Annotated in this window: 13 protein-coding genes and 1 other RNA gene; 6 read left to right on the forward strand and 8 right to left on the reverse strand. The window is 70.4% G+C overall.

What is annotated here, in order from left to right:
- The first annotated feature begins 43 nt into the window (after positions 1–43).
- Positions 44–985 (forward strand): WD40 repeat domain-containing protein, encoded by a 942-nt coding sequence (locus ACFC06_RS10665; protein WP_375929529.1) that lies wholly within the window; start codon positions 44–46, stop codon positions 983–985.
- Here the strand turns inward: ACFC06_RS10665 and ACFC06_RS10670 are convergent.
- On the reverse strand, positions 972–1,580 hold the full coding sequence (locus ACFC06_RS10670) for a hypothetical protein (protein WP_375929530.1): 609 nt from the start codon (positions 1,578–1,580) through the stop codon (positions 972–974). The genes ACFC06_RS10665 and ACFC06_RS10670 overlap by 14 nt on opposite strands.
- A 74-nt stretch (positions 1,581–1,654) precedes the next feature.
- On the opposite strand from ACFC06_RS10670, the gene ACFC06_RS10675 reads away from it, so the two are divergent.
- Both ACFC06_RS10675 and ACFC06_RS10680 read left to right on the forward strand, forming a co-directional pair.
- The gene (locus ACFC06_RS10675; RefSeq protein WP_375929531.1) at positions 1,655–1,993 is read left to right on the forward strand and encodes a YnfA family protein; all 339 of its coding nucleotides are present in this window, start codon (positions 1,655–1,657) and stop codon (positions 1,991–1,993) included.
- Positions 1,994–2,047: 54 nt separating this feature from the next.
- Positions 2,048–2,911, forward strand: coding sequence for a DUF1266 domain-containing protein (locus ACFC06_RS10680; protein ID WP_375929532.1), 864 nt, complete (start codon positions 2,048–2,050; stop codon positions 2,909–2,911).
- On the opposite strand, the gene ACFC06_RS10685 is transcribed toward ACFC06_RS10680, so the two are convergent.
- On the reverse strand, positions 2,889–3,770 hold the full coding sequence (locus ACFC06_RS10685) for a hypothetical protein (protein WP_375929533.1): 882 nt from the start codon (positions 3,768–3,770) through the stop codon (positions 2,889–2,891). The genes ACFC06_RS10680 and ACFC06_RS10685 overlap by 23 nt on opposite strands.
- A gap of 130 nt (positions 3,771–3,900) precedes the next feature.
- Between ACFC06_RS10685 and ACFC06_RS10690 the strand changes: the two genes are divergently transcribed.
- Both ACFC06_RS10690 and ACFC06_RS10695 read left to right on the forward strand, forming a co-directional pair.
- The gene (locus tag ACFC06_RS10690) at positions 3,901–5,034 is read left to right on the forward strand and encodes a serine hydrolase domain-containing protein (RefSeq protein WP_375929534.1); all 1,134 of its coding nucleotides are present in this window, start codon (positions 3,901–3,903) and stop codon (positions 5,032–5,034) included.
- Between the two features lie 149 nt (positions 5,035–5,183).
- Positions 5,184–6,143, forward strand: coding sequence for a dimethylarginine dimethylaminohydrolase family protein (locus ACFC06_RS10695; protein ID WP_375929535.1), 960 nt, complete (start codon positions 5,184–5,186; stop codon positions 6,141–6,143).
- A 59-nt stretch (positions 6,144–6,202) separates the two neighbouring features.
- Here ACFC06_RS10695 and ssrA read toward each other — a convergent pair.
- Positions 6,203–6,574: a transfer-messenger RNA gene (gene ssrA / locus ACFC06_RS10700) on the reverse strand.
- A gap of 226 nt (positions 6,575–6,800) precedes the next feature.
- Here ssrA and ACFC06_RS10705 point away from each other — a divergent pair.
- Positions 6,801–8,102: an ABC transporter substrate-binding protein gene (locus ACFC06_RS10705; RefSeq protein ID WP_375929536.1), complete on the forward strand. Its 1,302-nt coding sequence runs from the start codon at positions 6,801–6,803 to the stop codon at positions 8,100–8,102.
- Positions 8,103–8,113: 11 nt separating this feature from the next.
- On the opposite strand, the gene ACFC06_RS10710 is transcribed toward ACFC06_RS10705, so the two are convergent.
- The 5 genes from ACFC06_RS10710 to hisN form a co-directional block, all read right to left on the reverse strand.
- Positions 8,114–8,977, reverse strand: a complete 864-nt coding sequence (locus tag ACFC06_RS10710; RefSeq protein ID WP_375929537.1) for an EamA family transporter — start codon at positions 8,975–8,977, stop codon at positions 8,114–8,116.
- Positions 8,974–9,447, reverse strand: a complete 474-nt coding sequence (gene smpB, locus ACFC06_RS10715) for an SsrA-binding protein SmpB (protein ID WP_110036321.1) — start codon at positions 9,445–9,447, stop codon at positions 8,974–8,976. The genes ACFC06_RS10710 and smpB overlap by 4 nt, the downstream gene beginning before the upstream one ends.
- A gap of 48 nt (positions 9,448–9,495) precedes the next feature.
- Positions 9,496–9,726, reverse strand: a complete 231-nt coding sequence (locus tag ACFC06_RS10720; RefSeq protein WP_375929538.1) for a hypothetical protein — start codon at positions 9,724–9,726, stop codon at positions 9,496–9,498.
- Between the two features lie 36 nt (positions 9,727–9,762).
- Complete coding sequence (gene recQ / locus ACFC06_RS10725; RefSeq protein ID WP_375929539.1) at positions 9,763–11,754, reverse strand: DNA helicase RecQ; 1,992 nt, start codon at positions 11,752–11,754, stop codon at positions 9,763–9,765.
- 96 nt (positions 11,755–11,850) lie between these two features.
- A complete protein-coding gene (gene hisN, locus ACFC06_RS10730) occupies positions 11,851–12,636 on the reverse strand; it encodes a histidinol-phosphatase (RefSeq protein WP_375929540.1) in 786 nt (261 codons plus the stop codon).
- Positions 12,637–12,680: the final 44 nt, after the last annotated feature.

Consider the following 12,680-nt stretch of genomic DNA (forward strand, 5'->3'; position numbering starts at 1 on the left):
ACTGTCACACCCGATTCACCAGTGCGCGGGGAGGTTTCGGCGGATGACAGGGCCAGTGCGGCGGACGGCCGGAGTCGATCCGTCCGCCGGGATCTTCGTCGGGACCGCGCTCGGCGCGATCGCGTTCAGCCCCGACGGCACCCTGGTCGCCGCCGCAGGCGCGGACGGTGTGCTCTACCTCTGGACGACCGCCGACAACGCGCCCTGGGCGCTGCCGGTCCCGCTGCGGGCCGGCTCGGTGCACGCGCTCGACTTCAGCCCGGACAGCCGGGTGCTCGCGGCCGGATGTGCCGATGGCACGGTGCGCTGCTGGGAGCCCTACACCGGAGTCGCGCACGGCAGGCCCTGCTCGGGCCATGTCGACACGGTCACCGCGGTGCGCTTCGGTCCCGACGGGACGACACTCGCCTCAGCGGGTAGCGACCGGACCGTTCGGCGCTGGCAGGTCGGCGGCGGCGCGCCGATCGGGCGACCGCTCACCGGTCACGGTGACGGCGTGACCGCGCTGGCGTTCCATCCCTCCGGGCGGCTGATCGCGTCCGGGAGCCGGGACGGCACGGTGCGGTTCTGGGATGCCGACACGGGTGCGTCGATCGGCCGTCCGTTGGCGGGGCATACCGACTCCGTGTACTCGCTCGCGTTCGCTCCCGACGGATCCCTGCTCGCGACAGCCGGTTTCGATCACACCGCGCGCCTGTGGTCCACCGACACCGGCGGGCCCTTCGGCCGGGTGCTGTCGGGCCACAGCGGGTTCGTCACCTCGGTGGCGTTCAGCGGCGACGGCGCCCGTCTCGTCACCGGCGGTACCGACAACACCGTGCGGGTGTGGGACACGCGGACCCAGCAGCTGGTCGCGGAGCCGCTGACCGCGCACAGCGCGCCGGTCATGGCTCTCGCCGTCGACGCGTCCGGCGCCCGGTTCGCCTCGGGCGGCTACGACCAGAGCCTGCTGTTCTGGCGGTTCGACGAGATCACGGACCGCTGAAGGGACGCAGTGCCGCGAACTCGGCGGTCAGCCGTGCCGTGCGCACGGTGCGGTCCAGCCAGCGCCGGGCCCTGGTCAGCGGATGGTCGGGAAATTCGTCGTCGTAGCGGCGGTCGTCGGCGGCGTGGCAGGGCAGGGCGTTCTTCAGCCACGGGTCGAACGGGTGCGGCCGGTAGAAGTCCGCGAAGCCGATCCGGGCGGCGAGCACGGCCTCGCGCATCCCGGTGACGCCGTCCTCCGGGCACAGGATCTGCAGGGTGGCGCTGCACGCTGCCTTGGGCACCGTGACCGACGCGCAGAACGCCTGGCCGCGCGGGCGATTCGGCAGCGGGAGCTTCTCCAGCCTGGTCAGGCAGTCCTGGCCGTCGATTCGCGCGACCCCGGCCTCGAGCAGGCAACCGGTGGTGCTGCGTTCCCGGGCGAGGGCGCGCAGCAGATCGCCGGTATCGCCGTCCAGCGCGGCGGGCAGGTCCGGCACCATGTCGTGATAGGCCAGGCTGACGATGTCCGGCGTTCCGCGCACGGTCCAGGCGGCGAGCCCGAACGGTGGGTCGGGAATCCGCCGAAAACCGGTGATATCGAACGAGATCGGCACCTCGCCACGGTACCGGTGATCGTTTCCCCGGGCGAGGCGCGACGGTCCCGGCCGCCACCGCATAGGGTCCCGCTATGACCGTGTTGCGTTCCGTGTTGCTGTTCGTGCTGGCCGCTGTCGCCGAGATCGGTGGAGCCTGGCTGATCTGGCAGGGCGTGCGGGAGCAGCGGGGAACGGTGTGGATCGGGGCCGGGGTGGTGGCGCTGGGGGTGTACGGGTTCGTGGCGACCTTGCAGCCGGACGCGCATTTCGGGCGGATCCTGGCCGCGTACGGTGGGGTTTTCGTCGCGGGATCGCTGCTGTGGGCGATGGCGCTGGACGGGTTCCGGCCGGATCGATGGGATGTGCTCGGGGCGCTGGTGTGCCTGGCCGGGGTGGGCATCATCATGTACGCGCCACGAGCGGCCGGGTGACGGTCGGTAGCATCTGGCGGCGACAGCATTCCGTTCGGCGGAGGGGTGGGCTCCATGCAATCGGCAGCATCGGTGCGCGGTGGAGCGCCGCGGATCGCGAGTTTTCCCGGGTCCGATATCGACACCGAACCCGATGTCTGGTCGGGCGCGGCCATCGACGACAACCGGATCACCGCGCTGGCGGTGGGCGCCTACTACGGGCGCAGCTGGGGCGCGCACTGCGACGCCGTCGCCTTCCTGCCCGAGGAGCCCGACAGCACCGTCACCCGGCGCGAGACCGCGATCGAGGGCCTGCACGAATCGTGGGGCGTCGACAATGCCGAGGACGCCCGCGACACCATCCGCCGCCTGCTCGCCGGCATGCACGCGCCGCTGTTCGAACTCGTGCACCCGCTGGCCGTCGCCGCGGCGGGCGACAACGGGCGCGTGGACCGCACCGGCCTGGCCGACGAGCATCGCGAATTCCTGCACACCCTCTCGGGTTTCCGCGGCTACCGCGGTCCGGCGGGCATCGACCGCGACTACGACGCGTGGCTGCAGGCCATCAAACTCGGTATCACCGACAGCCTGCCGAGCCCGCTGCAGACCGACGCCACCGCCTGGGATCTGGCCCGGCTGGTGTTCATCGCCCGCGCCGCCCGCACGGCGGGCTACCTCGCCGAGGACGAGACCTGGGAGCACATGCTGGCCGGGCTGGACCGCGCCCGTCAGCACTATCGCAACTGGCGCCAGTTCGGCGACGGATTCCTCACCGGGGCCATCTTCTGGGCCGCCACGCAGGACCTCTCGGCGGCGAAACGGCAAGTGGCCGAACGCAGCCGGATGATCGCCGGGCTGCACCTGCGCCCGTCGAGCCCGTGGCGGCGGGTGGCGCTGCACCAGGGCGCGCCGGTGTTCAGCCCGGCATCGCCAGCATGATCCCGACCGCCCGGCGCCGGAACGGATCGTCCTCGACCATCCCGAGTTTGCGCCGCTCCACCAGCAGCTGCCATTCCCCGAACAGATCGGCCGACGACGGCAGCGACTGGGCGATCGAGCCGTCGGCGTGCTCGATCTCGCAAGCCAGGCGCAGCGCCTCGGCGACGCGGACGAAATCGACCGCCTCCCAGTCCAGGAAATCCAGCGCGGCACCGGCACCCGACACCCGCAGGGTGGCGACCTTGCCCGGCGGCGTCAGGATCTGCGAGCCGGTGACCACCGCGACCGGGAATTCGTAGACCGCCCAGGTGGACACGAACAGCAGCCGCAGCGTGGTGACGGCCACCAGACCCGGCACCCCCTCGTGCCCGGCCTGCGCGAGCTCGAGCACGTACTCGTCGGGGCGCGCGCACCCGTGCAGCAGGGCGATCTCCGGCAGCGAATTGCCCACATAACGCATCCGGCCCGCAGCGGCCGTCACATCGGGGCGCTGCGGGCCGTCCGGACCGGGAACCGGTTGCGGGGGAACCAGATTCGGCCGGGGCGGGAACATCCGCCGCAAGCCGATCAGATCCCGTTCGACCGCGCGCACCAGCACCTGCGCCTGCGCCCGCACCCCGGTCTCGAGGAACACCGGCACGGGCTGGCGCTCGGTGGGCACCCCGTTCAACACATGGTCGGCCGAACGGAAGAACAGCAGCAGCGCCAGCAGCCCGTCCTCGGTGGTCGCCAGCGCGACCCTGGCCAGCTCCGCGACCGACACGTCGAGACCCACCTCGTTGTCGGCCCGCAGCGGCGTAGTCACCAGCCGCCCGTCCCCGTACCGGACGGCCACCCGCGTACCCCACACCTCGATCACAGCATTTCCCTCCGGCCCTACCCCGCCTGGCTGGATCCTACCGAGGAGGTGTCGCGGGTGGGCCGCGGCGGCGTAGATTCGACATCGTCGCTGCTCGGGTGTGTTTTTCCTGGACGAAGGGATCGCCGTCATGAGCAAGTCCCGGCTGGCCGGTGCCGTCCTCGCGCTCGCCCTCGCACTGGGCGGATGCACCACGACCGAATCGCCGCCGGAACCGGCCGAGGATCCCGCCGCCGCGCGGATCACCGAGATCGTGCGCGACGGGATGGACGAACTCGATCTCAGCGCGGCGGTCTACGGGGTGTGGCGCGGCGGGGAGCAGGTCGCGCTGGGCGCGCTGGGCGAGTCACCGCTCGGAGTGCCCGCGACCGCGGACATGCGGGTGCGGGTGGGTCAGCCGATGGAGCCGATGCTGTCGACGGTGCTGTGGCGGCTCGACGGCGACGGCGTGCTGTCGATGGACGAGCCGATCGCGCGCTGGCTACCCGAATTCCCGCGCGCCGACACGATCACCCCGCGCATGCTGGCCAACAGCACCTCCGGCATCGCCGACTACGTCACCGACCCCGAGTTCCTGAAGATCTTCGGCGAGAACCCGATTCGCGAGTGGACCGCACCGCAGCTCATCGAACGCGCCACCGCCCGGCCACCCCTGTTCGACCCAGGCACCAGCTTCGCCTACGCCCACAGCGACCTGGTGGTGCTCGGCGAAGTCCTGCAACGCGCCTCGGGAAAACCACTGGGCGAGTTGATCTCCGGACACCTGACCGCACCACTGGGCATGCACCACAGCGACGTCGTCCGCACCCCGCAGATGGACGAACCCTTCCTGCACGGCTACACCAACGAGCGAAAGTTCTTCGAGGACTCCACCTTCTGGAACCCGACCGCCTTCCTGCACAGCGGCAACATGAACTCCACCGTCGCCGACCTCGGCCGCTGGGTCCGTGCCCTCGGCACCGGCGAACGCCTCACCCCCGACCAGTTCCAGCAGATGATGGCCCCCTCCACCGCCGGCCTGGGCCCCCTCACCGCCGACCGCTACTTCGCCTTCGGCGTCGTCCACCTCACCGACTGGCTGTTCATGAACCCCTCCTACGGCGGCTACGACGGCGTCGCCTTCTACGACACGAAATCCGCCACCACCGTCATCGTCTACACCACCCTCGGCCCCACCTCGGACTCCGCGAAGAACAACGCCGTCGGCATCGGAACGAAGATCGCGCAGTACCTCGTCCCGGATCGGGCGCCCGCGGTGCCCTGAACGGACGTCGTTCGCGACCGCGGGTCAGTCGCCCGGTGGGCGCTGTGGCAGTCGTGTGGTCGAGGCGGGTTCGGCAACGATCCGGCGACGGCGCAGACGCGCGGCCTCGTCGTCATCGACGGCGGGCGCCGGCTGGATACGGTCGGAGGATGACCGGTGACAGGCAGATACGCGTCGAGAGCGAGTTCGCACCGTTGCGGACGGTGGTCGTGGCCCGGTGCGAGTTCCGGGGACCGGCCGATCCGGAACTGCTCGGGCATTCGATGCCGGTGGAGCCGGGCGCGGTGGGGATTCTGGAAGCGGTGGGCCCCAGAGACTTCGGGGAGGTCTATCCCGACCGGCAGCGGGCGTGGGCGGGCGAACGGGAGCAGCTCGCCGCGGCGCTGACCCGGCACGGCGTGGAGGTGCTGCGGCCACGGTTGTTCACGGAGGCGGAGAAGACCGCAGCGGGCCCCGCGGGATACGGCAACTTCTTCGTGCGGGACCCGTGGTTCACCGTCGGTGCGCACGTCATCGAGGGTGTGCTGCAGTTTCCGCACCGGCGGCTGGAGATACTGCCCAGCCGGGAACTGCTGCTCGACCGGGTGCTGCCCAGCGCCGCGCGGTACGTGGCGGCACCCCAGCCGGGTGTCGACTGCGGACCGTTCCTGGAGGGCGGTGACGTGCTGGTGCTCGGCAAGCAGGTGTTCGTCGGCCGGTCGGGGATGGCCACCGACGAGATCGGCTGCCGCTGGCTCGCGAAGTACCTCGCGCCGTTCGGCTTCGACGTCGTCCCGGTCCGGCTACCCACCCACGTGCTGCACCTGGACTGTGCGCTCGGACTGGTGCGCGACGGGCTGCTGATCGCCTGCCGCGACCGGCTGCCCGACGGGCTCCCCGAATCACTGCGCGGCTGGGACGTCATCGAGGTCGACGAGGACGAAGCGGCCGCCATGGCCACCAACGGCCTGCCCGTCGACAGCGCCACCTACATCACCGACCCGCAGTTCGCCCGGGTCGGCGCCGAACTCCAGGATCGCGGAATCACCGTGGAGTACATCGACTTCACGGTGTCACGACTGTTCGGCGGCGCGTTCCGCTGCTCGACCCAGCCCTTGCTGCGCGCCTGAGGGGCACCGGCTCTCTGGCACGAAAAAGCCCCTCACCTGGGTATCAGGTGAGGGGCCTCGAGTGGAGCTGCCGGGAATCGAACCCGGGTCCTCCGCCGCGTCTTCAGGGCTTCTCCGTGTGCAGTTCGCTAGGTCTCTGCTTGGATCTCCGGGTCTCGCGAACAAGCTCGGATGACGATCCCAGTCGCTGTTGGATGTTCCATCCGACCCCGCGACCGGGCCGGACAGTAAGTCTCTCTAGCTGATGCCAGGGTCCGGGTCGAGAGACGAACCCGGTCTGACAGAGACGACCTGCTACTTAGGCAGCGAGGGCGTACTCGCGCTGATTGGAATCGGCGCTTAATTGGTTGCAACGACGCTTACGGTGGTCTCTTGCCTGCACCGACACGCTTCCCCTGAATCAACGTACGCAGTCGAAACCGTTCAGCCCCGTACGTGCCCGCACCGTGCGGGCTAGTCATGTTAACACTCCCGCCGTCGCGTTTCTTCCCGTTATTTCTGCCAGCGGGCGGTGTCGGCTCGGTCACCGGGTAGCGAACTTCGCCCGCCCGGCTGGGTGAATCCGGGTGGCCGGGCCGGTGGAGGCGGGTACTGTTCTCGTTCGGCCGCACTGGGACAGCGAGATCCCCTGGGGCGACTGGAACTAGGAGTTACCTGATGGCATTCACCAAACCGCGGGCACTGCGCCGTGCCGTGGTGATCCCGGTCGTGGCCGCGCTCGTGTCGGCGGTGGCGGCCTGCTCGACGGGTGAGCAGGACTACGGACCGGGTGTGACCAGTGAGCCGTGTCCCGGCTCGCAGCACAAGGACCGGGGGTGCATCTATCTGGGCGTGCTCTCCGATCTCGGTGGCGGTCCGTTCGCGCCGCTGGGTATCTCGATGAACGAGGGCCAGCTGGCGTTCTGGAACCAGGTGAACGAGTCCGGCGGCATCGGCGGCTACGACATCGACATCACCACCTACAGCCGCAACACCTCCTTCGACCCGCGCACCCACCGCACCGCGTATCAGGAGATCGAGCCGCATGTGCTCGCGCTGGCGCAGAGCCTGGGCACCGGGCAGTCGATCGCGCTGCTCAACCAGATGGACGCCGACGACATGGTCAGCGTCGCGGCGACGCAGTGGTCGGGCTGGAACTACCGCAGCGCCGACCGCAATCTGGTGCTCAGCGCGGGCTACTCCTACTGCACCGAAGCGGTGATGGGCCTGGACTGGTTCGCCGAGAACCACTACAACCCGCGCGATATCGCCATCGTGGCCTATCGCGGGAACTGGGGTGGCGACTACGCCGCCGGGGCGATGAAGTGGGCGGTGGCCAACGGCGCCACCATCGTCGACATGATCGAGACCGGACCCAACGGTGAGGTGGGCAATCAGGACGGTCCGGTCGAGGAGGTGCTGGCCGCGTCACCGGATCTGGTGATGCTGGCCACCGGACCGGGCGAGACCGCGGAGATCGTGGGCAAGCTGGTGGCCTCCGGATTCACCGGCCGCTTCCTCGGCTCGCTGCCCACCTGGAACGCGGCGCTGTTGCAGACGCCCGCCGCGCCCGCGCTCACCGCGCTGTTCAACTACACGACTCCCGTCGACGGGTGGGCGGGTGACAGCGTCGGCGCCCAGCACGCGCGCGCCGCGGTCGATCGCGAACCGGCCAACTTCGGCTACTCGCTGGGCTGGGCGATCTCCTATCCGCTCAAGGCCCTGCTCATCGCGGCGGCCGACGCCGGGGAGCTGACCCGGCCCGGGCTGCGGCGCACGGTCACCGACCTGAAGCCGGACGGTGAAGGCATGGTGGTGGTGCATCCGACGGGAGCCAGCGCGCCGGATCTGTCGGCGGAGTGGTCGGTGGTGTTCGAGCCGGACAAGACCGCGCCGATGGGTGCGCGGGCGATCAGTACCGGATATCAGGGCACCACGCTGGGCAAGCTGGGTATCCACGAGCCCTGCACGCGGCTCTAGCTCCTGCGGCTCTAGTTCGCGGCGATCATCCCGACCGCCGCGAGCGCCAGGCCCATCCCCACCTTCTGCAGTCCGCCGATCCGCTCGCCGAGCAGGACCATCGCCAGCAGCACCGTGGCGGCCGGGTAGAGCGAGCCGATCACGCTGACCACCGACAGCATCGAGCCGTGGAAGGCGTAGAGCAGGGCGGCGTTGGCGATCACGTCGAGCACGCCGACGGCCAGCGCCAGCCGCAGCGGTTCACCGTGCAGGCCGCCGAACTCACCCGCCGCCAGCGCGGAGGTCCACACCACGACGGTGGCGGCCACACGCTGGGCGAGCAGCGGCCACAGGCCCGCCTCCGCGCTGGTCTCGTGCAGGAAGAAGAAGGCGAAGCCGAACGCGGCGCCGGAACCGACGGTCAGCAGGGCGACGCGGCGGGAGAAGCGCAGTTCGCGACCGCCGATGATCTCCTCGGTGGTCTCGTCGGGCGCCTCCCGGCTGACCAGCACCACCGCGACCAGCGCGAGCGCGATCCCGGCCACCGCGAGCGGGCCGGGCCGCTCACCCAGGAAGAAACCGGCGATCACCGGGATTCCGGCGACGAGCACGGCCGTCACCGGCGAGACCACCGACATCGGACCGTCGGCGAGCGCGGCGTAGAACCACCACACCGCCAGCCCGCTGGCGACACCGGCGGCCAGGCCCCAGAAAACCGAGGCCGCGTCCGCGTGCCCGCCGACCAGCGGGGCGATCAGCAGCACCAGCAGTACCGAGAACGGATACGACACCACGACCACGCGCAGTGCGGTGACCCGCCGGGCGGCGATGCCGCCGAAGAAGTCGCTGACTCCGTAGCCCGCCGCCGCGATCAGGGCGAGCGCGACGGAGATCAACGCATGCCTTTGACCCGCCGACCGATCTCGCGGGTGACCTCACGCTCGGCCTGTCGGCGAGCCAGATCCTGGCGCTTGTCGTAATCCTGCTTGCCCTTGGCGAGGGCGAGTTCCACCTTCACCTTGCCGTCGGAGAAGTACATCGACAGCGGCACCAGCGTCTGGTTGCCCTCCCTGGACTTGCCGACCAGGTGCTCGATCTCGCGCTTGTGCAGCAGCAGCTTGCGGGTGCGCCGCGGCGAGTGGTTGGTCCAGGTGCCGTGGCTGAACTCCGGGATGTGCAGGCCGCGCAGCCAGACCTCCCCGTTGTCGACGGTCGCGAAGGCGTCGACGAGAGAGGCCTTGCCTTCGCGCAGGCTCTTCACTTCGGTGCCGACCAGCGCGATCCCCGCCTCATAGGTGTCGAGGATCGTGTAGTTGTGCCGCGCGCGGCGGTTGGTCGCGATGACCTTCCGGCCTTTCTCCTTCATAACGGTCAACTCTAAGTGACGGCGCCAGCGCTTTATTCCCTGGCGTGATCAGCCACCGGGCCGCAGGGCCAGGTAGAGGATCAGCGCGGCGGTGAAGAGCAGGATCAGCCCGACGGTGGTCCAGCGTGGCCTGCCCCGGTGGATCACCGGGTGCCGGTGGCCGAGCAGGGTCGGCGCGACGACGGGATCGATCGCGCGACGCGACGACGGTGGTGGGGCGTCGGCCGCCCCGCCCGCACCACCGGAGTTGCCCTCGTCGGCTCCGTCACCGTCTGCCATGGCTCGACAGTATCGCGCGCGGCGCCGATGGACGGGCTATTCCTCGTGCAGCGTGGCCAGCACCCCCTCGCCGTAGCGGGCCAGTTTGTTCTCACCGACCCCGGCGACGGTGCCGAGCGCGGCGAGATCGGCGGGCTTGCGGGCCGCGATCTCGCGCAGGGTGGCGTCGTGGAACACCACGTAGGCGGGCACGCCCTGTTCCTTGGCGGTGGCCGCGCGCCAGGCGCGCAACCGCTCGAACAGCGGGACGTCGGCGGCGGGCAGGTCGACGGCGGCCTTGGCCGTCTTGGGGGCCCGCGCGGGCTTGGCGGCGCGCTCGGGTTCGCGGCGCATCGGCACCTGCTTGCCCTCGAAGAGCACCTCGTTGCTCGCGTCGGTGAGCGCGAGCACGCCGTACTCGCCCTGCACGGCGAGCAGGCCACCGGCCAGCAGCTGACGGACCACGCCGCGCCATTCGGTGTCGCGCAGATCGGTGCCGATGCCGAAGACCGACAGTTCGTTGTGCCGGTGCTGGGTGATCTTCGGATTGGACTTGCCGAGCAGGATGTCGATGAGATGACCCGCGCCGAAGGCCTGGCCGCGTTCGCGCTTGAGCCGCAGCACGGTGGAGAGCATCTTCTGCGCGGGGACGGTGCCGTCCCAGGTCTGCGGCGGGTTCAGGCAGACATCGCAGTTGCCACACGCGCTGCCGGGCTGGCCGAAATAGTTGAGCAGCTGGATGCGGCGGCAGCCCACCGTCTCGCACAGCGCGAGCATGGCGTCGAGGTGCAGTTGCAGCTGGCGCCGGTGCGCGGCGTCGCCCTCGCTGGAGTCGATCATCTTGCGCTGCTGCACGACATCGGCCAGGCCGTAGACCATCCACGCGGTGGACGGCAAACCGTCGCGGCCCGCGCGGCCGGTCTCCTGGTAGTAGCCCTCGACGGATTTGGGCAGGTCGAGATGGGCGACGAAGCGCACGTCGGGTTTGTCGATGCCCATACCGAAGGCGATGGTGGCCACCACGACCAGGCCGTCCTCACGCAGGAACCGGGCCTGGTTCTCCGCGCGGGTGCGATTGTCCAGGCCCGCGTGATAGGGCACCGCCCGCACGCCGTTCTCGGTGAGCATGGCCGCGGTCTTCTCCACCGAATTGCGCGAGAGGCAGTAGACGATGCCCGCGTCACCGGCGTGCTCGGCGCGGATGAACTCGAGCAGCTGGCGGTCGGGGCGGTTCTTGCTCTCGATCCGGTACTGGATATTGGGCCGGTCGAAGCTGGCGACGAACTGCTTCGCGGCGCCGAGATCGAGTCGCTCGACGATCTCGGCGGCCGTCTTCTCGGTGGCGGTCGCGGTGAGCGCGATGCGCGGGACATCGGGCCAGCGCTCGTGCAGCAGCGACAGCGCCAGATAGTCGGGCCGGAAATCGTGGCCCCACTGGGAGACGCAGTGCGCCTCGTCGATGGCGAACAGCGCCACGGTGCCACGGTCGAGCAGCCGCAGCGTGGATTCCAGGCGCAGCCGTTCGGGCGCGAGGTAGAGCAGGTCGAGGTCACCGGCGACGAACTGCGCCTCGACCGTGCGGCGCTGATCCGGCGACTGGGTGGAGTTGAGGAACCCGGCCCGCACGCCCAGCGCGCTCAGGGCGTCGACCTGGTCCTGCATGAGCGCGATCAGCGGTGAGACGACGACACCGACACCGGGGCGGACCAGCGAGGGCACCTGGTAGCACAGCGATTTACCGCCGCCGGTCGGCATGAGGACCAGCGCGTCACCGCCGCCCACGACCTGCTCGACGATGGCGGCCTGGTCACCGCGGAAGCTGTCGTAGCCGAAGACCCGGCGCAGCACTTCCTCGGCGGTCTCCGGGCGTCCGGGAGCCGCCGTCCTGGCCGGGCCGGCCGGGGCGAGATCGTCGAAGTGGAAGCCGCCGGTGTCGTCGAAGTCGTGCTCGGAGACGTAGCCGCCGGCGGACGCGTAGGCGTCGTCGGGCGGGAAATCCTCGGGCGGGAAGTCGTCGATGTCGGGGGCTGTGGCGCCGGAATTGCTCACCGGGCCATCCTACGAGCGAGCGGCCGGCTCGCAGCCCAGCCGAGGGCCCGGATCACGGCTCCGACCGGAAGTTGTCCACAGGTGGACAACTCGGATTCAGCCGCGCAAACGGTCCAGGACCTCGGCCTGGAGCAGGCCGTTGCTCGCCACGGCGTCGCCACCGTGCGGGCCGGGCCGTCCGTCCAGGGAGGTGAACGTGCCACCCGCCTCGCGGACCAGGATGTCGAGGGCGGCCAGGTCCCACAGGGAGACCTCCGGCTCGGCGGCGATGTCCACCGCGCCCTCGGCGACCAGGCAGTAGTTGAAGAAATCGCCGTAGCCGCGCACCCGCCAGACCGCGTCGGTGAGGTCGACGAACTTCTCCCGCAGGCCACGTTCACGCCAGCCGGACAGGCTGGAGAACGCCAGGCTCGCGTCGCCGAGATCAGCCACGGCCGAGACCGACAGCGGGGTGGGCGCCCCCGGATGGACCTGTACCCAGGCCCCCGATCCGGCCGCCGCCCACCAGCGCCTGCCCAGCGCGGGCGCGCTCACCACGCCGACCACCGGGACGCCGTCCTCGAGCAGCGCGATCAGGCTCGCCCACACCGGGACGCCGCGCACGAAGTTCTTGGTGCCGTCGATCGGGTCGACCACCCACTGCCTGCCGCTGAACTCGGCGTCACCGCCGAACTCCTCGCCGAGCACCGCGTCGCCCGGACGTTCCGCGCCGAGCACCCGCCGGATGACCTGCTCCACCGCCAGGTCGGCATCCGAGACGGGCGTGAGATCCGGTTTGGCGTCGACCTTCAGGTCCACGGCGCCGAAGCGCACCTTCGAGATCGCGTCGGCTTCGTCGGCCAGGCGCAGGGCGAGGTCCAGGTCAGCGGTGTAGGCAGCCACGCGGGCAGTGTATTCGGCGGGTCCGCGCTGGCGTGGTCGCGGCT

This window comes from Nocardia sp. NPDC056064 (assembly GCF_042266925.1).
GTDB lineage: Bacteria > Actinomycetota > Actinomycetes > Mycobacteriales > Mycobacteriaceae > Nocardia.